The 21,829-nt window shown below is 59.9% G+C and carries 21 protein-coding genes; 4 read left to right on the top strand and 17 right to left on the bottom strand.

From position 1 onward, the window contains the following. The first annotated feature begins 45 nt into the window (after positions 1-45). On the top strand, positions 46-1,317 hold the full coding sequence (locus tag ACLIKD_RS04155) for an O-acetylhomoserine aminocarboxypropyltransferase/cysteine synthase family protein (protein ID WP_428827282.1): 1,272 nt from the start codon (positions 46-48) through the stop codon (positions 1,315-1,317). A gap of 67 nt (positions 1,318-1,384) precedes the next feature. Here the strand turns inward: ACLIKD_RS04155 and ACLIKD_RS04150 are convergent, their stop codons facing one another. From ACLIKD_RS04150 to ACLIKD_RS04090, 13 genes are all read right to left on the bottom strand, one after another. Beyond that, on the bottom strand, positions 1,385-1,630 hold the full coding sequence (locus ACLIKD_RS04150; RefSeq protein ID WP_428827281.1) for a hypothetical protein: 246 nt from the start codon (positions 1,628-1,630) through the stop codon (positions 1,385-1,387). Next, positions 1,627-2,430 carry a hypothetical protein gene (locus ACLIKD_RS04145; protein ID WP_428827280.1) on the bottom strand — a complete coding sequence of 268 codons (804 nt, stop codon included), beginning with the start codon at positions 2,428-2,430 and terminating at the stop codon, positions 1,627-1,629. The genes ACLIKD_RS04150 and ACLIKD_RS04145 overlap by 4 nt, the downstream gene beginning before the upstream one ends. Positions 2,431-2,440: 10 nt before the next feature. Beyond that, positions 2,441-3,559, bottom strand: a complete 1,119-nt coding sequence (gene zapE / locus ACLIKD_RS04140; protein WP_428827279.1) for a cell division protein ZapE — start codon at positions 3,557-3,559, stop codon at positions 2,441-2,443. A gap of 95 nt (positions 3,560-3,654) precedes the next feature. After that, complete coding sequence (gene lpdA, locus ACLIKD_RS04135; protein WP_428827278.1) at positions 3,655-5,079, bottom strand: dihydrolipoyl dehydrogenase; 1,425 nt, start codon at positions 5,077-5,079, stop codon at positions 3,655-3,657. A 72-nt stretch (positions 5,080-5,151) separates the two neighbouring features. Then, a complete protein-coding gene (gene odhB, locus ACLIKD_RS04130) occupies positions 5,152-6,387 on the bottom strand; it encodes a 2-oxoglutarate dehydrogenase complex dihydrolipoyllysine-residue succinyltransferase (protein ID WP_428827277.1) in 1,236 nt (411 codons plus the stop codon). 24 nt (positions 6,388-6,411) lie between these two features. Beyond that, positions 6,412-9,243: a 2-oxoglutarate dehydrogenase E1 component gene (locus ACLIKD_RS04125; RefSeq protein WP_428827276.1), complete on the bottom strand. Its 2,832-nt coding sequence runs from the start codon at positions 9,241-9,243 to the stop codon at positions 6,412-6,414. Positions 9,244-9,348: 105 nt separating this feature from the next. After that, complete coding sequence (gene gltA / locus ACLIKD_RS04120; RefSeq protein WP_428827275.1) at positions 9,349-10,647, bottom strand: citrate synthase; 1,299 nt, start codon at positions 10,645-10,647, stop codon at positions 9,349-9,351. 85 nt (positions 10,648-10,732) lie between these two features. Beyond that, positions 10,733-10,975 (bottom strand): succinate dehydrogenase assembly factor 2, encoded by a 243-nt coding sequence (locus ACLIKD_RS04115; RefSeq protein WP_428827274.1) that lies wholly within the window; start codon positions 10,973-10,975, stop codon positions 10,733-10,735. Next, positions 10,975-11,685: a succinate dehydrogenase iron-sulfur subunit gene (locus tag ACLIKD_RS04110; protein WP_226418999.1), complete on the bottom strand. Its 711-nt coding sequence runs from the start codon at positions 11,683-11,685 to the stop codon at positions 10,975-10,977. The genes ACLIKD_RS04115 and ACLIKD_RS04110 overlap by 1 nt, the downstream gene beginning before the upstream one ends. A 12-nt stretch (positions 11,686-11,697) precedes the next feature. Then, positions 11,698-13,482, bottom strand: a complete 1,785-nt coding sequence (gene sdhA / locus ACLIKD_RS04105; protein ID WP_428827273.1) for a succinate dehydrogenase flavoprotein subunit — start codon at positions 13,480-13,482, stop codon at positions 11,698-11,700. A gap of 2 nt (positions 13,483-13,484) precedes the next feature. After that, entirely contained in the window at positions 13,485-13,832 is a 348-nt protein-coding gene (gene sdhD / locus ACLIKD_RS04100) for a succinate dehydrogenase, hydrophobic membrane anchor protein (protein ID WP_428827272.1), read from the bottom strand. Further along, complete coding sequence (gene sdhC, locus ACLIKD_RS04095) at positions 13,829-14,215, bottom strand: succinate dehydrogenase, cytochrome b556 subunit (protein WP_226418996.1); 387 nt, start codon at positions 14,213-14,215, stop codon at positions 13,829-13,831. Before sdhC ends, sdhD begins: the two co-directional genes overlap by 4 nt. Positions 14,216-14,348: 133 nt before the next feature. Next, positions 14,349-15,104 (bottom strand): GntR family transcriptional regulator, encoded by a 756-nt coding sequence (locus ACLIKD_RS04090; protein ID WP_226418995.1) that lies wholly within the window; start codon positions 15,102-15,104, stop codon positions 14,349-14,351. 200 nt (positions 15,105-15,304) lie between these two features. Between ACLIKD_RS04090 and ACLIKD_RS04085 the strand changes: the two genes are divergently transcribed. The 3 genes from ACLIKD_RS04085 (at position 15,305) to ACLIKD_RS04075 (ending at position 18,125) form a co-directional block, all read left to right on the top strand. Beyond that, positions 15,305-16,291 (top strand): malate dehydrogenase, encoded by a 987-nt coding sequence (locus tag ACLIKD_RS04085; RefSeq protein WP_226418994.1) that lies wholly within the window; start codon positions 15,305-15,307, stop codon positions 16,289-16,291. 126 nt (positions 16,292-16,417) lie between these two features. After that, positions 16,418-17,401 carry an HpcH/HpaI aldolase/citrate lyase family protein gene (locus tag ACLIKD_RS04080; protein ID WP_428827271.1) on the top strand — a complete coding sequence of 328 codons (984 nt, stop codon included), beginning with the start codon at positions 16,418-16,420 and terminating at the stop codon, positions 17,399-17,401. Next, positions 17,394-18,125, top strand: a complete 732-nt coding sequence (locus ACLIKD_RS04075; RefSeq protein WP_428827270.1) for a tRNA pseudouridine(65) synthase TruC — start codon at positions 17,394-17,396, stop codon at positions 18,123-18,125. Before ACLIKD_RS04080 ends, ACLIKD_RS04075 begins: the two co-directional genes overlap by 8 nt. Here ACLIKD_RS04075 and ACLIKD_RS04070 read toward each other — a convergent pair. The 4 genes from ACLIKD_RS04070 to ACLIKD_RS04055 all read right to left on the bottom strand — a co-directional run bounded on the left by ACLIKD_RS04070 (position 18,119) and on the right by ACLIKD_RS04055 (position 21,746). Continuing rightward, on the bottom strand, positions 18,119-18,559 hold the full coding sequence (locus ACLIKD_RS04070; protein WP_226418991.1) for a CBS domain-containing protein: 441 nt from the start codon (positions 18,557-18,559) through the stop codon (positions 18,119-18,121). The two genes, ACLIKD_RS04075 and ACLIKD_RS04070, sit on opposite strands and share 7 nt — an antisense overlap. Positions 18,560-18,734: 175 nt before the next feature. Continuing rightward, positions 18,735-19,172 (bottom strand): hypothetical protein, encoded by a 438-nt coding sequence (locus ACLIKD_RS04065; RefSeq protein ID WP_226472733.1) that lies wholly within the window; start codon positions 19,170-19,172, stop codon positions 18,735-18,737. A gap of 4 nt (positions 19,173-19,176) precedes the next feature. Next, on the bottom strand, positions 19,177-20,373 hold the full coding sequence (locus ACLIKD_RS04060) for a hypothetical protein (protein ID WP_428827269.1): 1,197 nt from the start codon (positions 20,371-20,373) through the stop codon (positions 19,177-19,179). A gap of 116 nt (positions 20,374-20,489) precedes the next feature. Continuing rightward, the gene (locus ACLIKD_RS04055) at positions 20,490-21,746 is read right to left on the bottom strand and encodes a nitronate monooxygenase (protein ID WP_226418988.1); all 1,257 of its coding nucleotides are present in this window, start codon (positions 21,744-21,746) and stop codon (positions 20,490-20,492) included. Positions 21,747-21,829 lie beyond the last annotated feature (83 nt).

Raw genomic sequence — 21,829 nt, 5'->3', positions numbered from 1 at the left:
CTGCTAAACTCTTCCTTTTCACGCCGACAAAGAAGAGAGACACGCATGAAGATTGAAACCATTGCCGTCCACGGGGGCTACTCGCCCGATCCGACCACCAAGGCCGTCGCGGTGCCGATTTACCAGACGACCTCCTATGCCTTCGACAGCACCCAGCACGGTGCCGACCTGTTCGACCTGAAAGTTCCCGGCAACATCTACACCCGGATCATGAATCCGACCCAGGACGTGCTGGAAAAGCGCGTGGCCGAGATGGAAGGCGGCATCGCCGCACTGGCCATGGCATCCGGCATGGCGGCGATCACCGCCGCGATCATGACCATCACCGAAGCCGGCGACAATATCGTCACCTCAAGTACGCTGTACGGCGGGACCTACAACCTGTTCGCCCATACCCTGCCGCAATACGGCATCGACGTCCGCTTCGCCGACTACCGCGACCCGGATGCCTTCGAAAAGTTGATCGACGGCAAGACCAAGGCCGTCTTCTGCGAATCGGTCGGCAATCCGCTGGGCAATGTCACCGATTTCGAAAAGCTCGCCGAAATCGCCCACAAACATGGCGTGCCGGTCATTGTCGACAACACCGTGCCATCACCCTACCTGTGCCGCCCGTTCGAGCATGGCGCCGACATCGTCGTGCACGCGCTGACCAAGTACCTCGGCGGCCACGGCAACAGCATCGGCGGCATCATCGTCGATAGCGGCAAATTCCCGTGGGCCGAGCACAAGACCAAATTCAAGCGCCTCAACGAGCCGGACGTTTCGTACCATGGCGTCGTCTATACCGAAGCCCTCGGCGCCGCCGCCTACATCGGCCGCGCCCGCGTCGTGCCGCTGCGCAACATGGGCGCCGCGATCAGCCCGTTCAACGCCTTCCTGATCCTCCAGGGCATCGAAACGCTGGCCCTGCGCATGGACCGCACCTGCGAAAACACGCTGGCCATCGCCAAGTTCCTGCAAAACCATCCGAAGGTCGGCTGGGTCAATTACGCCGGCCTGCCCGATCACAAGGACCACGCATTGGTCCAGAAGTACATGGGCGGCCGCGCTTCCGGCATTCTGAATTTCGGCGTCAAGGGTGGCAGTGTGGCCGGCGGCAAATTCCAGGATGCGTTGCAACTGGTAACCCGGCTGGTCAACATCGGCGATTGCAAGACGCTGGCCTGCCATCCGGCGTCGACCACGCACCGCCAGTTGTCGCCGGCCGAACTGACCAAGGCCGGCGTGTCCGAAGACATGATCCGGCTCTCGGTCGGCATCGAGCATATCGACGACCTGATCGCCGATCTCGATCAGGCCTTGAACGCCGCCTGATCTTTCAGCACCGCACAAAACAAAACCCGGCCTGGCGCCGGGTTTTGTTTTTGCAACTCGAATTATTTCAGCCGTCGACCGCGCCGTTCGACGCCGGCAATGGCGGCTGCGGCCGGCTCACCACGTAGAGCACGATGGCGCAGAAGCCGAGGAAGATAACCGTGGTCAGCGCACTCGGCGTCCACGTATCAGTCAGACCGCGCTCGCGCCACAACCAGAAAAAAATACCGAAAACCGGCAGAGCCAGCACAGCACAAAAAACCGCCGCGACGAGCGCCACTTTTTGTCCGATGTGACGTTTCAGATTATTCACTCCACTTTCTCCACCATGAGCCAGATTGAGCGATTGTCGCGGGCATCGCTCGTTGACAGGCTGAGCGTTCCGCTCTGCTTGCCGGTTGCCTGGCGGCCGCCACCACCCAGTTCGATCCATTCGCCGAGCCGACCGGAAACGGTGGTCGACAACCGCTGGGTATCGATAGTACCTCGGCCGTAGCCCGCCGGGCGGTCGGCCTGCTGGGTAATATCGAGGGTCACCCGATTGCCGTTCAAGCGCGGCGTCGCGTAAAACCCGCGCCCGACATCGCGGTAGAGCACGGTCTCGTTGATCACAGCGCCACCGGGACCGATCACCACCTGGCGCATCGGAATCGGCAAGGACCGGCCAATCTGGATGAAGGCCTCGCCGCCTTCGATGGTCTGCACCATTTGCCCGGCACTATCGCCTCTGACGCTCTTGGTGTCCCAGACGCGGGCGTCGACATTCGAACGGCGCGTGCTGCCGAGCACCACCTGCCCGCTGGCCACCGCACCGCGCTCGGCATCCTCGGCTTGCCGGTTTTCGGCGATGCGGATGATCAGCCGCCGCGTCGGCTTGTCGATCGCCGCCAGCGCCCGCTTGATCTCGGCCCGATTCCTCGGCGAAGCGCGCAGAAAGAGCTGGTTGTTCGTCCCGCTCAGCGTCCCACCCGGCTCGACCAGCGGCAGCAGGATAGGCAATACCTGGTCGACGGTCTGGCTCTTCAGTTCGATGACCTCCAGTTGCTGGGCGGCGACCAAGCCGACCCACAGCGCGATGGCGGCGGACAACAGCATTTTCAGGGCGAATTTCATCGGTAACTCCTCACGTCGTCGTCAGGTGCGGCAAGGCGAGATATTCCTTCGAATGCATCTCGGTCAGGCGGCTGACCGTGCGGGCGAACTCGCTGGCCTGCGTGCCTTCCGTATAGAGCGCCTCGGGAGCGCAATCGGCGGTGGCGATCAGCTTCACCTTGTGATCATAGAAGACATCGACCAGCCAGGTGAAACGGCGGGCTTCCGAGGCCTGATGCTGGGTCATTTTCGGGATATGCGAGAGCAGTACCGTATGGTAAGCCCGGGCGATTTCGAGGTAGTCATTCTGCGAGCGCGGGCCGCCGCACAGGGTCCGGAAATCGAACCAGATCACACCATGCCCGCGGCGCAACGTCTCGACGTTCCGGCCGAGGATTTCGACCTGCCCGCCCTTCTTGCCATCCTCACCAGCCACCATGCGGAAGTATTCGAACATTTTCTTTTCGGCAGCCGCATCGGCCGGGTAGTGAAAGATTTCGACCTGCTCCAGGGCGCGCAGCCGATAGTCGACACCGGCCTCGACTTCGAAGACATCGAGATGCGTGTTGAGCAGCGCAATGGTCGGCAGAAAGCTCTCGCGATGCAGGCCGTTCGGATAAAGCCGGTCAGGCGGGTAATTCGAGGTCATGACCAGGATCACTCCCTTGGCGAACAGGCCTTCCATCAGGCGGCCGAGGATCATCGCATCGGCGATGTCCGAGACGTGGAATTCGTCGAAGCAGAGCAACCGGACCTCGCGGGCGATTTGCTCGGCGACCTTGACGACCGGGTCGGCTTCGCCCTTGTATTGCTCCAGATCACGGTGAATCTGCTGCATGAAGGCATGGAAATGGATGCGTCTTTTCCGGCGATAAGGCACGGAATCGTAAAAGCAGTCCATCAGGAAACTCTTGCCGCGTCCGACGCCGCCCCAGAAATAGACGCCCTTCGGCGGCTTCGGCGGGGTCAGCAGGCGTTTGAAGGTACTGCTGCGGTTTACCTTGAAGGAGAGCAGATTTGTATAGAGGTCCTGCAAGGCGCTGGCAGCCGTCAGCTGGGCAGCATCGGCGATATAGCCGCGGGCATCGAGAAGATTTTTGTAGGCGTCGAGCATGCCCTGCGCGGCGACATTGAGTTTTCTGTGGGGCATCGGGGGCAATTCAGGGATAACGAAAGATGTATTGTCGCAAAATAAAAGGGCGGGTGCGTTGCCGCAACCCGCCCTGAAGGCTTGGAACGTCGTGCTTAGAAGTGCAGCGGACGCTTGTCGCAAGCCAGCGCGGCTTCGTGCACCGCTTCCGACAGCGTCGGGTGAGCGTGGCAGATGCGCGCCAGGTCTTCGGAGGCACCACCGAATTCCATCGCCACCACGGCTTCGGAAATCAGTTCGGAGGCATTGGCACCGATGATATGGACGCCGAGGATGCGGTCGGTCTGCGCACACGCCAGCATCTTGACGAAGCCGGACGGTTCGCCCATACCGAGCGCCCGGCCGTTGGCCATGAACGGGATCTTGCCGACCTTGTAGGCCACGCCATCGGCCTTCAGTTGCTGCTCGCTCTTGCCGACCCAGGCGATTTCCGGTGCGGTGTAGATGACGCCAGGAATGGTGTCGAAATTGCAATGACCGGACTGGCCAGCCATCAATTCGGCCACCATGACGCCTTCTTCCATCGCCTTGTGGGCCAGCATCGGGCCGCGCACCACGTCGCCGACCGCCCAGACACCCGGCAGATTCGACTTGCAGTGGCCATCGACCTCGACAAAGCCGCGGCCATCGAGCTTCAGACCGACCGCTTCGGCATTCAAGCCGTCGGTATTGGGCACCCGGCCGATCGAAACGATCAGGCGATCGGCATCGAGCTTCTCGGCTTTGCCGTCCTTGGTTTCGTAGGCAATCGAAACGCCCTTCTTGGTCGTCTTGATCTCGCCTATCTTGACGCCGGTATGAATGTTCAGACCCTGCTTGCCAAACAGCTTGGCCGCTTCCTTGGCGATATCCTGATCGGCAAACGACAGGAAGTCAGGCATCGCTTCGAGGATGGTCACTTCCGCGCCAACCCGCCGCCACACCGAACCCATTTCCAGACCGATGACGCCGGCACCGATAATGGCCAGCTTCTTCGGCACGGATTCCTGATTCAGCGCGCCTTCGTTGTCCATGACGATTTTCTGGTCGACCGGGACGTTCGGCAGATGCCGGGGCTTCGAGCCGGTCGCCACGATGACCTGCTTGGCCAGCACTTCCTCGCCACCAACCTTGACCTTCCACAGGTCGCCTTCCTTGGCGACGAATGAGCCATGGCCGGGCAGCATGGTGACCTTGTTCTTCTTGAACAGGCCTTTGATACCGGAGGTCAGCTGGGTAACGATGGTGTCCTTGCGGCCCTTCATCACCGGCACGTCGATGCTCGGCTTGCCGACCTTGATGCCCTGGGCTTCAAAGCTGTGACCGGCTTCTTCAAACAGGTGCGAGGTGTGGAGCAGCGCCTTCGATGGAATGCAGCCAACGTTCAGGCAGGTGCCGCCGAGGCGCGGTTCGCCCTTCGGATCGGCATAGGGATTGGATTCGCAGCAGGCGGTAGCAAAACCGAGTTGGGCAGCGCGGATCGCCGCGACATAACCACCGGGGCCACCACCAATGACGAGGACGTCGAATTGCTTGGACATGAATATCCTTTCAGATCTCAGATGTGCAAAAGGCGCCAGCCCCCTCCGGGAACTGGCGCCGGCGCAGAATGATTAGACGCCGAGGAGCAGGCGTGAAGGATCTTCCAGCGCTTCCTTCATGGTCACCAGACCAAGCACGGCTTCGCGGCCGTCGATGATGCGGTGGTCGTAGGACATCGCGAGATAGTTGATCGGGCGGACGACAACCTGACCGTTTTCAACCATCGCCCGGTCCTTGGTGGCATGAATGCCGAGAATCGCGGATTGCGGCGGATTGATGATCGGCGTCGACATCATCGAACCGAAAATGCCACCGTTGGAGATCGAGAACGTGCCGCCGGTCAGGTCTTCGATGGACAGCTTGCCATCCTTGGCCTTGGCGCCGAATTCGGCAATCTTCTTCTCGATTTCGGCGATGCTCATCTGGTCGGCATTGCGGATGATCGGCACGACCAGGCCGCGCGGCGAACCGACCGCGATACCGATGTCGATGTAGCCGTGATAGACCACGTCATTGCCGTCGACCGAAGCGTTGAGAACCGGGAACTTCTGCAGGGCGGCACAGGCAGCCTTGACGAAGAAACCCATGAAGCCGAGGCGAACGCCGTGGGCCTTCTCGAACTTCTCGCCATATTGCTTGCGCAGCGCCATGATCGGGCCCATGTTCACTTCGTTGAACGTGGTCAGGATGGCGTTGGTCGCCTGCGACTGCAGCAGGCGTTCGGCGATGCGGGCGCGCAGACGCGACATCGGGACGCGCTGTTCGGTGCGCGGACCGGTATCGACACCGGTTGCCGGGGTCGGCAGGGCTACCGTAGCGGCAGTTGCTGCGACGACCGGGCCAGACGGCGCGGCAGATTTCGGCTGGGCAGCCACGGCATCTTCCTTGGTGACCCGGCCGCCACGGCCGGAACCGGTGACATCGGCGGCGGCAACACCCTTTTCGTCAAGGATCTTGCGAGCTGACGGGCTGGCCGTACCAGCCGGCGCGGCCGCAGCCGGGGCCGGGGCAGCAGCGGCCGCCGCAGCCTTCGGCGCTTCAGCCGCCGGAGCGGTTGCCCCAGCCTTGGCTTCGGTATCGATGCGGGCAATCAGTTCGCCGGAGACGACCGTCTCACCGTCCGCCTTGACGATCTCGACCAGCACGCCAGCACCCGGCGACGGAACTTCGAGGACAACCTTGTCGGTCTCGATATCGATGAGGATTTCGTCGCGAGCAACGGCATCGCCGATTTTCTTTTTCCACGAGGCCAGCGTGCCTTCGGCAACGGATTCGGACAGTTGCGGAACTTGTACTTCGATGATCATAGTGACTCCACTCTGCTTTAGTTATTAGTACTCGATCTTGCCCAGTGCGGACTCGATCAGTGCCTTTTGTTGCTCGTTATGCTTGGCCAGGTAACCGACAGCCGGCGACGGCGATGCCGGACGGGCGACCAGCAGTAGCTTCTTGGCACCCAAAGCAGTGTCAAGATGGTGACGCGAGGCGAACCAGTACCAGGCGCCCTGGTTGCGCGGCTCTTCCTGACACCAGACGACTTCGCTGGCTTTCGGATACTTCGCCATTTCCTTCTCGAGAGAATCCTTCGGGAAGGGATAGAGCTGCTCGATACGGACGATGGCGATGTCGCTGATCTTCTTCTCGCGACGGGCGGCGACCAGGTCGTAATAAACTTTGCCGGAACAGAGGATGACGCGCTTGACCTTCTTGGCGTCAATCGCATCGACTTCACCGATGACCCGCTGGAACTCGCCGTTGGCCAGTTCTTCCAGCGATGAGGCGGCATCCTTGTGACGGAGCAGCGACTTCGGCGTCATGACGATCAACGGCTTGCGCTGCATGCGCACGGCTTGACGGCGCAGCATGTGGAATACCTGGGCGGCATTGGACGGCACGCAGACTTCCATGTTCATCTCGGCGCAGGCCTGCATGTAGCGCTCGAGGCGAGCCGACGAGTGCTCCGGACCCTGACCTTCGTAACCATGCGGCAACAACATGACCAGGCCGCAGGCCCGACCCCACTTTGCCTCACCGGAAGAAATAAACTGGTCGATGACGACTTGGGCGCCGTTGGCGAAGTCGCCAAACTGGCCTTCCCAGATAACCAGCTCGTACGGATTGGCGGTGGCGTAACCGTAATCGAAGGCGAGCACGGCTTCTTCGGACAGCACCGAGTCGAAGCACTGGAAACCGGCCTGCTTTTCCTGCAGGTTCTGCAGCGGCAGGTAGGTGCCTTCGTCCCAGTTTTCGCGGTTCTGATCGTGGAAAGCTGCATGGCGGTGGAAGAAAGTGCCACGGCCGACGTCTTCACCGGAGATGCGAACACCGTAGCCGGAAACCAGCAGCGAGGCGTACGCCAGATTTTCGGCCATGCCCCAGTCAACCGGCAGCTTGCCCTCGCCCATCGCGGCGCGGTCTTCGGCGATCTTCTTGACACGGGAGTGCAGCGTGAAACCTTCCGGCAGGGTCGTCAGACGCTGGGAAAGACGCTGCAGCTCCTTCATCGGCACCGTCGTATCGCAGGTCTCGATATATTTTTTCGGCAGGAACGGCGTCCAGTCGATCATGTTCGGATGCTTGTAGCCGGCCAGTACCGGGTTGTACAGCAGCTCGCCCTTGTCCAGATGTTCGCGGTACTCCTTGATCATCAGGTCCGGGCCATCAGCCGGCAGCACGCCTTCAGCAATCAGCTTGTCGCCGTAAACCTTGCGGGTACCCGGATGCTTGGCAATCTTCTTGTACATCAGCGGCTGGGTGACCATCGGCTCGTCCTGCTCGTTGTGGCCGAGCTTGCGGAAGCACAGGATGTCGATCACGACATCCTTCTTGAAGGTCTGGCGGAACTCGACGGCAAGCTGGGTAACCAGCGCGACGGCTTCCGGGTCATCACCATTGACGTGGAAGATCGGCGCGTCGGCCATCTTGAAGATGTCGGTACAGTAATGGCCGGAACGATAGTCGCGCGGGTCGCTGGTAGTAAAACCGATCTGGTTGTTCACCACGATATGCAGCGTGCCGCCCGTGCCGTAGCCGCGGGTCTGCGCGAAGTTGAGCATTTCCTGATTGACGCCCTGGCCGGCAACAGCGGAGTCGCCGTGGATGATGACCGGCAGAACCTTGGACTTGCTGCCTTTGCCACGGCGAACCTGACGGGCGTAGACCGAGCCTTCGACCACCGGGTTGACGATTTCCAGGTGCGACGGGTTGAAGGCAAGCGTCAGGTGGCATGGGCCGGTCGATGTCGACACGTCGGACGAGAAACCCATGTGGTACTTGACGTCGCCAGCCGACAGATCGCTCTTCTTCTTGCCTTCGAATTCGGAGAACAACATGGACGGGGCCTTGCCCAGCGTATTGACCAGCACGTTGAGACGACCGCGGTGAGCCATGCCGATGACGATTTCGTCGACGCCGAAGTTGCCGCCGGCCCGAATGGTTTCGTCCATGGCGACGATCAGCGATTCACCGCCTTCGAGAGAGAAACGCTTCTGGCCGACATACTTGGTGTGCAGGTAACGCTCCAGCGTTTCGGCCGCGGTCAAACGTTCGAGAATACGTTTCTTCTGGTCAGCCGAATAGGTCGGGCGCGAGCGGATGGTCTCGAGACGCTCCTGCAACCAGCGCTTTTCGGTGTACTCGGTCATGTACATGTACTCAATGCCGACCGAACCACAATAGGTTTGTTTCAGCGTTTCGAGAATGTCGCCGAGCTTGGCGTTGTCCGGCAGGCCTTTCAGGGAACCGACGCTGAAGGTCTGGTTCAGATCGGCATCGGAAAACCCGTAAAAACCCAGTTCGAGTTCTTCGATCTTCGGACGCGGCAAGCGCTTCAGCGGATCGAGATCGGCCCAACGGGTGCCCATCGAGCGGTAAGCAGTAACCAACTGCCCCACTGCGGATTGTTTCTTGTTGTCGCCACCAGTCGCCGCGGCCGGACGGAAACCACCATCCTTGGCCAGCTCGGCAAAGGCTGCAATGACCGGCGCATGCGCCACATCACGAGCAACAAAGCCAGGCATCTGGGCCAGGCGGTCAAAATAATCACGCCACTCAGCCGGCACAGCGGTCGGATTGTCGAGATAATTTTCGTACAGTTCTTCAACAAACGGCGCATTGCCGCCGAAGAACATCGTGCTGTCGAACAGTTGATTCATCGTAGTCATTGGCGTCCCCTTGAGGGTGTTGTCTTTTTGGGTAGCTGCGGGTCGCGGAGTGACAGGACTCCGCAGGTAGAAAAAGGGCGACCAAACGGCCGCCCGATTTTCAACTTAGCCGCGTTGGGCGAGCGGTACCACGTTGCGCTTGGCGGCGCCGATGTACAGCTGGCGCGGCCGGCCGATCTTGTATTCCGGATCGGTGATCATTTCTTCCCACTGCGTCATCCAGCCAACCGTACGGGCCAACGCGAAGATACAGGTGAACATTTCGGTCGGAATGCCGATCGCCTTTTGGACGATGCCGGAGTAGAAGTCGACGTTCGGGTAGAGTTTCTTCTCGACGAAGTACGGATCTTCCAGAGCGATCTTTTCCAGTTCCATGGCCAGCTTGAACAGGCGATCGTTTTCCAGGCCCAGTTCGGACAGGACTTCGAAACAAACTTTGCGCATCAGCTTGGCACGTGGGTCGAAGTTCTTGTAGACACGGTGACCGAAACCCATCAGCTTGAAGGAGTCGTTCTTGTCCTTGGCGCGGTTGATGTACTCGCCAACACGGGAAACGTCACCGATCTGTTCCAGCATCTGCAGACAGGCTTCGTTTGCCCCACCGTGCGCCGGGCCCCACAGGCAAGCGATACCGGCAGCGATACAGGCGAACGGGTTGGCACCAGAGGAACCAGCCAGGCGCACCGTCGAGGTCGAGGCGTTCTGCTCGTGATCGGCGTGCAGCGTGAAAATGGTGTCGAGCGCATTGACCAGCACCGGGTTCGGCACATATTTCTCGCACGGGTTACCGAACATCATGCGCATGAAATTGGCGGTGTAGTCCAGATCGTTGTCCGGATACATGAACGGCGCGCCGGTATTGTATTTGTAAGCCATGGCAACGATGGTCGGCAACTTGGCGACCAGGCGATTGAAGCTGATGTTGCGGTGCTCGGAATCCGAGAAGTCCATCGCATCGTGGTAGAAGGCGGACAGCGCGCCAACCACACCGGTCATCACGGCCATCGGGTGGGCATCGCGACGGAAGCCGGAGAAGAACTTGGTCAGTTGCTCATGCACCATCGTGTGCTTCTTGATGGTGGTTTCGAAATCGGTCTTTTGCTTGGCGTTCGGCAGCTCACCATTCTTCAACAGATAGGTGACTTCAAGGAAGTTGCAGTTTTCGGCCAGTTGTTCGATCGGATAACCGCGATACAGCAGCTCGCCTTTGTCACCGTCGATGAAGGTAATCGTGGACTTGCAGCTGGCGGTGGAGAGGAAACCGGAGTCGTAGGTGAACAAGCCGGTCTTGCCGCCCAGCGTACGAATATCGACGCAGTCATTGCCGTGCGTCGGGGACATGATCGGGAAATCGACGGGCGCCAGTCCATCGATTGTCAAAGTTGCCTTGCGTTCGGTCGTCATGGTTCTATTCCCTGTTCAGGTGTTGGTTATCACTGCACTGCCAAAAAAAGCGGTCAACGTTCCTAAGTTAAAACGCCAACCTTACTCAACTCTTACGAAGCATTGCCACGATCGGCTCCAACCGGGGATCATCACACTCGGCCTGACCGCTGATCAGGTGCCAGAGGTCATGATCCTCCATGTCGGCAAGTTCCACGAACGCCTGCTGCTGTTCGTCGTTCAGCTGCTCGAACTGCTGGTCGAGAAAGCGCGTCAGCGCAATATCGACCTCAAGCAGGCCGCGACGGATACAGCGCCAACGCAGGCGTTCGTAGTCTTTTCTTTCCATCAGACAGCGCGACGAACCATCATGTCCTTGATCTTGCCGATGGCCTTGGTCGGATTCAGACCCTTCGGACATACGTCAACACAGTTCATGATGGTATGGCAACGGAACAGGCGATACGGGTCTTCGAGGTTGTCGAGACGCTCGTTGGTCGCCTGGTCGCGCGTATCGGCGATGAAGCGGTAAGCAGCCAGCAGGCCGGCCGGGCCGACGAACTTGTCCGGGTTCCACCAGAACGACGGACAAGCCGTCGAACAGCAGGCACACAGGATGCACTCGTAGAGACCATTCAGTTCTTCACGGTCTTCCGGCGACTGCAGACGTTCGCGTTCCGGCGGCGGATCGTTGTTGATCAGGTACGGCTTGATCGAGTGGTACTGCTTGAAGAACTGCGTCATGTCGACGATCAGGTCGCGGATGACCGGCAGCGCCGGCAGCGGCCGCAGCACGATCGGCTGCTTCAGGCTGTCGATGTCGGTCAGGCAGGCCAGGCCGTTCTTGCCGTTGATGTTCATGGCATCGGAGCCACAGACACCTTCGCGACAGGAGCGCCGGTAGGAGATCGTATCGTCCTTGGCCTTCAGCTTGGTCAGCGCGTCCAGCAGCTTGCGGTCGGTCGGATCAAGCTCGACCGAGATGTCCTGCATGTAGGGCGCGTCGTCCTTGTCCGGATCGTAGCGATAGATACTGAATTGAACCATGCGTTTGCTCATTCTGAACTCCAATTAGTACGAGCGCGTCTTGAGCTCGACAGGCTCGACGGTGTGGGGTTGCATGTTGACCGGCTTGTAGCTGATCGAATTATCGACCGGCGAAAACAGGGTGTGCTTGAGCCACACCTTGTCGTTCCGGCCATTCGGGAATTCAGCAGTATCCGGGGCATCGTCGCGCACGTGGGCGCCGCGCGACTCCTTGCGTGCCTCGGCAGAGATCATCGTGGCCTTGGCAACCTCGATCAGGTTTTCCATCTCGAGCGCTTCGGTACGAGCCGTATTCCAGGCCATGGACTTGTCCTTGATTTCGAGATTGCGGGCAGCCTTCTCGATTTCAAGGATCTTCTCGACACCCTGTTTGAGCATGTCGTCAAAACGGAAAACGCCAGCATGATCCTGCATGGTGCGCTGCATTGCCAGACGGGTTTCGTGCACGTTGGCACCACCCTTGCGGTTGTCCAGCGCGCTGATCCGGGCCAGGGTCTTGTCGGCAACATCCTTCGGCAGATCGCGGTGGGCGCGGCCGGCCTTGAGATCTTCCACCGCGGCATCGCCGGCCGATTTGCCAAAGACCAGCAGATCGAGCAGCGAGTTGGTACCGAGGCGATTGGCGCCATGCACCGAAGCGCAGGCACATTCGCCGCCGGCATAGAAACCGGGCACTACGGCACTCATGTCACCACCTTGCGGCATCACGACACGACCGGAGTAATGCGTCGGGATACCACCCATCATGTAGTGACAGGTCGGCACCACCGGCAGCGGCTCCTTGATGCAGTCAACGCCGGCAAACTGGATACCGATTTCGCGGATACCCGGCAGACGCTTCATGATATTGGCAGGATCGAGGTGGGTGATGTCGAGCAGGACGTAGTCCTTGTTGACGCCGCAGCCACGGCCTTCCTTGATTTCGGTGGTCATGGCGCGGGAAACCACGTCACGCGACGCCAGATCCTTGGCGTTCGGCGCATAGCGTTCCATGAAGCGCTCCTTGCTGCTGTTACGCAGGATGCCGCCTTCGCCGCGCACGCCTTCGGTAATCAGCACCCCGGCACCGGCCACGCCGGTCGGGTGGAACTGCCAGAATTCCATGTCTTCGAGCGGAATGCCGGCACGCGCCGCCATACCCAGGCCGTCACCGGTATTGATGAAAGCATTGGTCGAGGAGTAATAGATACGGCCGGCACCGCCGGTCGCGAAAATGGTGGCACGAGCGTGGAAAATCACGATCTGGCCGGTTTCCATTTCCATGGCGGTCACGCCGAGGACGTGGCCTTCTTCGTCGCGAATAAGATCAAGGGCCATCCATTCAACGAAGAACTGGGTATTGGCCTTGACGTTGCGCTGATACATGGCGTGCAGCATGGCGTGACCGGTACGGTCAGCGGCAGCGCAGGAACGACGCACCGGCTTTTCGCCGAAGTTGGACATGTGTCCACCGAACGGACGCTGATAGATCTTGCCGTCGTCGGTCCGGTCAAACGGCATGCCGTAGTGTTCGAGCTCAACGACCACTTCGTTGGCCTTCTTGCACATGAACTCGATCGCGTCCTGGTCGCCGAGCCAGTCGGAGCCCTTGACGGTATCGTACATGTGCCACGTCCAGTGATCTTCCTCGGAATTACCGAGGGAAGCGGCAACACCACCCTGCGCCGCAACCGTGTGCGAGCGGGTCGGGAAAACCTTGGACAGCACGGCCGTCTTCAGGCCGGCTTCGGACAATTGAATCGCGGAACGCAGACCGGCACCACCGGCACCGACGATCACCGCATCAAACTTGAGAACAGGAATACTCACGCTTACAGCCTCCAGAGAATCGCAGCAGCCCACGCGGTGTAACCCACCAGCGCAGCAATGGTCAGAACGTGCAAGGTCAGGCGAACGCCCGTCGGCTTGACGTAATCCATCCAGATATCACGCACGCCAATCCAGGCGTGGTAGAAAAGGCTAACGAAGAAGAGGAAGGTCAGGAACTTGATCACGCCATTGGCAAAGACCCCCTGCCAAGCCTCGAAAGTCCCCGGACGGACAATCAACAGAACCGCGGCAATCAGGACCGAATAAACGGCCATGATGACAGCCGTCGCGCGCTGGGCGATCCAGTCCTTGAGGCCGTAATGAGCACCAACAACAGTACGGTTAATCACAACAACACCCCCCAGAGAACCAGGGTCAGCGGAATGCTGACAGCGAGCACGATGCCAGCCGACTTGGCGGCAGCTTCCTTCTCGATACCGACATGCAGATCGAGCAGCAGAAAGCGGATACCGGCGCAGAAATGGTGCACAAAGGCCCAGATCAAACCGGCCATCACAACTTTTGCCGGCAGCGTCGAAAACACCGACTTAAAGGTGGCGAAAGTCTCCGCCGAAGTCAGGCTGGCCGAAAAAAGCCAGAGCATTACCGGCAAAAAAAGGAACAAGCCGGCACCGCTAACGCGATGAAGGATTGAAACCTTGCCAGCCAAAGGCAACCTGATAGTGGTCAAGTCCAAATTCTTTGGACGCTTCTTGATGGTCATTTCTGCCATGAACGTCATCCCTCGCGTGAGTGTGCGGTTTTCCGCTTGTACGTGGTTCGAAAAGAACCGTAATTATACAATCAAAACCAGGCCGGACACGCCGGCCCGGGCTATTTCAAGCCGATCGGCAAGCCTGCCACTGCTAACCCAAATCATTGCGGTAATAGTGGTGGCGCGTGCAATAAAGACCACGTCGCCACTCAACCGGCTTGTTTCCATAGGTGTAGGCAGTCCGCTCGACAAGGAGCAGCGGATCACCCTCACCAACGCCCAACAGACCGGCGCTGCGAGCATCGGCGGCAATTGCCCGGAGATGCTCTTCGGCCCGAATCATGCGAACACCGAAATCGCTTTCAAACAAGCTGTACAGCGAGCGCTCCCCGCTTCGCAAGAGCTCCAGCGTCAGCCCGTCGAACAACTCGCTGGCCAGATAGATCTGATCAAACACCACCGGCTCGCCGCCGACCCGCAGCAGACGCTCGACACAAATCACCGGATCGCCTACTGCCACGCCCAGCGCGGCAGCGACATCGACCGATGCGGGAATCGCCTGACAGGAAAAGGGATCACTGACCGAATGCGCCACGCCACCACCGTCCGGAACCAGGCGCAAAAAGCGATAGAACGAACGCGGGTCGTTGTGGGTGGCGACAAAGGTGCCCTTGCCCTGCCGACGGACCAGCATGTTCTCGGCAGAGAGTTCATCGATCGCCTTGCGCACGGTCCCCTGGCTGACGTTGAAACGCCCGGCCAACTCGCCTTCACTGGGAATGGCATCGCCTGGCCCCCACTCCCCTTCTTGCAGACTGTGGATCAAAAAATCCTTGATCTGGCGATAAAGCGGACTGAAAGTCGGCGACGGAGGGCGAACGGCAGGACGGGAAGCGTCAGAAGTCATAGGGGTGAAATTTCAGCACAATTCCGGCATAGCGTCCACGAAAAGTTGTCTTATATAAGACAGATGATGATTTGACAGTGGCCCGCTGAACTTCTAACATCTTTGTCTCTCGCGCTTGCTGACGCAAGGTGCACTACCAAAGCCGGCGTTTGAGCAGACACGAACAATTTCAATCACGCTGTTTCATACAGGAGCGACATATGTCCAAAGCCCCCATGCGCGTTGCCATTACCGGCGCCGCCGGCCAGATCGGTTATAGCCTGCTGTTCCGCATCGCCTCCGGCGAAATGCTCGGCAAAGACCAGCCGGTCATCCTCCAGTTGCTCGACCTGCCGCAAGCTCAGCAAGCCGTGAAGGGCGTCATGATGGAGCTGGAAGACTGTGCCTTCCCGCTGCTCGCCGGCATGGTTGCCACCGATGACCCGAACGTTGCCTTCAAGGACGCCGACGTCTGCCTGCTGGTCGGCGCCCGTCCGCGCACCAAGGGTATGGAACGCGCCGACCTGCTGACCGCCAACGGCGCCATCTTCACGGTGCAAGGCAAGGCCATCGCCGAAAACGCCAAGGAAGACGTCAAGGTCCTGGTCGTCGGCAATCCCTGCAACACCAACGCCTTCATCGCTGCTGCTGCCGCCAAGAAGGTTGGCCGCACCAACCCGAACAACTACCACGGCATGCTGCGCCTCGACCACAACCGCGCCCTGTCGCAACTGGCCGGCAAGGCTGGCCGCGACGTTTCTTCGCTGAAGAAGCTGGTCGTCTGGGGTAACCACTCGCCGACGATGTACGCCGACTACCGCTACACCACCTCGAACGGCGACAGCGTCAAAGCCCTGATCAACGATCACGCCTGGAACAACGACGTCTTCCTGCCGACCGTCGGCAAGCGCGGCGCCGCCATCATCGAAGCCCGTGGCCTGTCGTCCGCCGCTTCCGCCGCCAACGCCGCCATCGACCACGTGCATGACTGGGTCCTCGGTTCCGACGAATGGGTCACCATGGGCGTTCCTTCCGATGGTTCCTACGGCATCCCGGCCGGTATCGTCTTCGGCTTCCCGTGCGAGTGCAAGGGTGGTTCGTTCAAGATCATCCAGGGTCTGGAAATCGACGAGTACAGCCGTGAGAAGATCAACATCACGCTCAAGGAACTGACCGACGAAGCCGAAGCCGTCAAGGACATGCTCTGAGAGTCGTTAGCTGCTAGTGATTAGTCGCTAGCAAAAGCAAGCAAGGGCCGCGGTAAAATACCGCGGCCTTTTTCGTTTCCAGATCAAGAATAGCCAACAACCGATAACCAGCGACCAATCACCACCATGCGCCATCCTAACGCGGTTCTTTTTGCCGGCGAGAAGCCCTTTCCCATCCTGCCCGCGGTCGACCACTACGCCGGCTCGGAAAAGCTGATGAAGAAGGCACTGCAACTGCAGAAGGAACTCGGCCCGATCTTCGACATCACCTGCGACTGCGAAGACGGCGCCCATGCCGGCGCCGAGCGCGAGCATGCCGAAATGGCTGCCGCCGTCATCATGTCCGACGACAATCTGTTCAATCGGGTTGGCGCCCGCGTGCATGACGTGACCCACCCGCACTGGCGCCAGGACATGGAAATTCTCGTCCGCCTAGCCGGCAACCGCCTGCCCTTCATTACTCTGCCAAAGCCATGCAGCGCCGGTGACGTTCGCGTCCAGATCGAAGCACTGCGCGAGATCGAGGGCGAATTCGGCGTCGAACGCAGCATTCCGTTGCACGTACTGATCGAAACCCACGGCGCCCTGCGCGAGGTCTGGGAAATCGCCGCCCTGCCCGGCGTCGAGAGCCTTGACTTCGGCCTGATGGATTTCGTCTCCGGCCACCACGGCGCGATTCCCGGCAGCGCCATGCAGAGTCCAGGCCAGTTCGATCATCCGCTGGTCGCCCGCGCCAAGTGCGAAATCAGCGCCGCCGCCCTGGCCTGCGGCGTGGTGCCATCGCACAACGTAACGACCGAACTGAAGGACATCGACTACATCCGGAACGACGCCCGGCGCGCCCGCAGCGAATTCGGCTTCCTGCGCATGTGGAGCATCCACCCGAACCAGATTATCCCCATTATCGAAGCCATGCGCCCCGACTTCTCCGAGGTCCAGGCCGCCACGGAAATACTGAGCGCCGCCCAGGACACGGACTGGGGACCAACCCAGCACGATGGCAAGCTGCATGACCGGGCCTCCTACCGCTACTACTGGGAACTGCTCGAGCGGGCACACATAACCGGGATGGCGATCTCGGCCGCGGCGAAGAGCCGGTTCTTTGGCTGAGCAGCTAGATATCCTTTATCGCGACGAACACATCGTCGTCATCGACAAGTCGCCCGGCCTGCTCGTCCACCGTTCGGAAATCGACCGCCACGAAACGCGTTTTGCCATCCAGATCCTGCGCGACCAGATCGGCCAGCGCGTCTGGCCGGCCCATCGACTCGACCGGGGCACTTCGGGCGTGCTGTTGTTCGGCTTGAGTAGCGAAATTGCCAGCCAGCTCGGCCGGCAGTTCGCAGCCGGTACGGTCGAAAAGCGCTACTGGGCCATCGTCCGCGGCTATCCGCCAGCCGCCGGCAGCATCGATCATGCCCTCAGCCGGCAGCGCGACGCCTACGAATTCAGTGGCGAGCGAAGCAGCAGCGAAGCCCAGCCGGCGCTGACCCATTTCCGGAAACTGGCCGAAATCGAATTGCCCGTCGCCGTCGACTGCTATCCGTGCAGCCGTTACGCCCTGCTCGAACTCGACCCGATTACCGGCCGGCGCCATCAATTGCGCCGCCACCTGAAACATCTGGCCCACCCGATCATCGGCGACGCAACCTACGGCAAGGGGCGGCACAACCGCTATTTCGCCGAACATCTCGATTGCCACCGACTGTTGCTGGCCTGTACCGAATTGACGTTCGAGCACCCGCTCAGCGGCCAGCGGCAACAAATAAAAGCGCCAGTATCGGGCGAGTTTGCCGCGATACTGGCGCGTTTTGGCTGGCAGCCGGTTCAGTAGCCGATCGAACTCTCGAGGCTTTCCTGACGACTGAGTTCGCGCTCAAGCTCGACAATATCCTGGCCGAGCGCATCGCGGGCCGAGACCATACCGACCGGAGCGCCATTGCCATCGATCACCGGCACGTGACGAAAGCCGCCTTCCGCCATCATGAGTAAGGCGTAGGCCAATGGTTTGTCGAGCCGGATCGTTTGCGGGTTGGCCACCATCACCCGGGATAGCGGCGTTGCTTCCGGATCGAGGCGGCCCGCCAGAACCTTGTTCAGCGCATCGCGCTCGGTGAAGATGCCGGCGATGCGCCCGTCTTCGACGACCAGCAGGGCACCGATTTTCTTCTCGGCCATCAGGCACGATGCGGCACGCACGCTCATTTCCTTATTTGCCGTAATCAGGGTGTGGCCGACGAGAATGTCACTGATCATTTTCCTGGGCATGTTTGTCTCCTTTTATTGATTGATGGGTGAAGATATTGTGACCAATTCTGCGCAAAAGGCACAGCCTGCCGGCGCACTATTTCGACTTGATGACAATCACCGCGATGGCCACAAAGATGATGACCATACCAATCAGCTCCAGGTTCAATGACCACCTCGAGCAAGGAAAACCCGCTCAGGGAGCGAATTCATGAACCACCCGGACGCGCGCGTCGGCCTTGGTCAATTCGACAAAGCCGATACCGCCCGGATGCGACGCCACCCATTTGAGGATTTCATCCGGCGTATTGACCTTCTCTGGCGGTTGCATGCGACCGGAGAAGACCTGCCGCGACCAGTACGCATTGACGTCGGATAAGTCCTTGCCGACCAGCGCCTTATAGAAACGCGCCCGATCGGGATGCGAGTCGACCAGATCGACCGGCTGCGCTTCAACCCCGTTGAAAAACTGCCGATAGCGACCGAAGAAAATATTCACGATTTCATTGCGCGTCATCACCGCGACGCCGGATCTTGCATTGACGATGACAACCAGTTCGGCCTGCGCCTCGCCCGCCGGCATCAGCGCCAGCCAGATACTCAGCAACAGGAAGCGAAGTTGGCCTTTGGTCATCGTTTTAAAAAACAAAATCCATGGTCAGCGAAAATACATCCATTCTGCCTGTCCACTCGCCTGTTTCGCGACGGTAGGGAAAAATCGACCGGGCATCGCCACGAATGGCATCCCACTGGGCCTTGAGGGCGACGTTGCGCACCACATCCCAGCGGGCGCCGACTATCGCCGTTTTCTGATCGGACGCGGAATCGGCCATGACGTGCGCCACCGCCGGGTTCATGGTATTTCCGCGCCGCTTTGATTCGACCCGTGAATAGCCCAGATAAGGCGTCACCGGGCCGATCCGATAGCCGGCCAGGAGATAGCCGGCATCGGAACTCTGGAAGGCATTGCTGCCCTGCTCGACATGGTTGAGCATCAACTGGAACTGCCACGGACCATCATCGTAAACAACGCCGAACGAGTAATAGTGGCTGCGCGTGCCGGCGGTTTCGAGATAGTCGAGCGAGGCACGGACGTCGGCCGGCGAAAACTGGGCAGCCGGAATGGCATAAAAATCCCGCGCTATCGGCAGGCTGTTATGGAATTTGATATTGGCGTAACCGAGACGGAACTGCCACGCCGCAAGCTGGTAATCCAGATATCCGCCGACCATCGGCGAACCATCCAGCTTCCATTGCTGATCGGCCAACGGAATATTGCCGTCGGAAATGCCGTAATAGAGCTTGCCGCGCAACACGTTGTCGCCAAGCGGCACGGTCAGGGCGACATCGGCCCCGTCGATGCTGGAAAAGGGCAGATACCAGAAATAATCGCCAAGCGGGCGGACCGTCAGGAAGGAATAGCCGACCTGGCGCGAATCAGCCAGCATGAAGAATTCCGTGCCTAGGCGCCCAGCCCGCAAACTGAGCGTTGGCGTCGGATCGTATTTGAGATAAGCCCAGGCAATATCCGGCGTAAAGGTCCGGTCGTAGCGATAACGGCTAACCCCCTGAACAACGGCCTCCAGCCCGGGAATAATGCGCCAGTTGGCCTGCAGGCCGAGCACGCTATCGACCCGCCCGTCCCACTGCGTCCGCGCCCCGCGCGGCTGCGAGATATCGCGGACGAATTCGACCTCTTCGCTGGTCGTGCGCGCCATCCCGAGCGTACCGAAGCCGTGGACGGTCAGCGCTTGCGAATGCCCGTCCTCATGGTCGGCCCGGACACCGGCGGAAAAGAAGGCAAAGCCGATGCCCGCCACGATGGCGTACAACACCCCGCGCCCCCGACGCGCTCGCTGACAAGCCGCTGCCAATAACGTACGAATCACAACCCCCAAGAAAAAACCCGACATCAACGCAGCCGGGTTTTTATTTTTCTCAAATCCCCGACTCAGGCGACCTGCGCCTCCGGCAACGCCACCTTCTGATCGACACTGAACTGGTAGTCCTTGAAGATATGCTCGGCCGACAGGAGCTGATAGCTGCCGTCAGCCAGACGATGCGTCGTGTCCTTCAGACGGTAGGTCAATTGACCACAGGTCCACAGGTCAAAATTGCGCATGTGGGTACACAGACAGGTCTTGTCCATCACCGTCACCTTGCGCGCCTCCGGATGGGCCAGCACTTCGCGGTTGTAGGCCGTGACATAGGCGCACTTGCCATTGGCGTCGAGCAGGTAGCCATACGCCTCGCAATTCGGACGGATGCCATCGCCGATCGCCGGACTGCCCTTGAGCATGCGCATCGGATAGCCGGTCGGGGATATCTGATTGACTTCGATATCGTCTTCGCTGGCCTTGAAATATTCCTGCTGGACCTTTTCCGGCAGGCCGCACTCCTTGGCGACGGTAAACCGCGTCGCCACCTGGACGGCGGCGGCGCCGTGTTCGAGAAAACCGGTGGCATCGCTACCGGTAAAGATGCCGCCGGCGGCAATCACCGGAATGTCCAGATGCTCGTCCCGCAGGTACTTGACGACTTCGGCGATGATGGTCGCCAGATCGTACTGCGCCCAGTCCATGCCGAAACCGAGGTGACCGCCGGCCAGCGGGCCTTCGACGACGATATAGTCGGGCATGCGGTTGGTCCGGGCACTCTTCTTCAAGAACAGTTGCAGCGCCCGCAGCGACGACACGATGATGCCCAGCTTGGCATCGCGGAAGCGCGGGTGATCCTCGATCAGCGCGAAAGAGCCGAGGTGCAAACCGGCAGCCAGCGTGATGCCGTCGATGCCGGCATCGAGCGCCGCATTCATGCGAACCTTGAGCGTCTCTTTCGGCGCATTCATGGTCAGCTTTTCCATGCAGTTGATGAAGACCAGCCCTGAACCCTGCTTGCGCTCCATGGTGCCCTGAACGTGCAGGCGGGTGGCTTCAACCAGCTTGCCGAGGTCGAACTTGACCACGGACTTGTCTTCGTTCTTGACGTTGTACTTGTAGATCGCGAGCTTTTCCTTGACGAACTTGGTGTCGTAGCGCCGGTCGGCAACGGTCTTGATCATCGCGTCGGAAATGTGGCCGACGCCGCCCAGACGGGCCGCCTCCAAAGCCAGATCGGCGGTCGAAATATCAACACCCATGCCGCCGATCATGATCGGCACAAGTTCATGCTTGCCAAGCCGCAAGCGGAAATCATCCACACGCTTCATCTTCATCCTTCAGGAAAGTAGCCAGGCCCGGATTGCGCAATCGTAACTATGGCTAAGGGCAGAATTTTACGCGAATGTAGGGC

The sequence above is a fragment of the Azonexus sp. IMCC34842 genome (assembly GCF_050368855.1).
GTDB lineage: Bacteria > Pseudomonadota > Gammaproteobacteria > Burkholderiales > Rhodocyclaceae > Azonexus > Azonexus denitrificans_A.
Note: the sequence above shows the minus strand (reverse complement) of the source record. Positions and strands in the feature narration are given on the sequence as shown.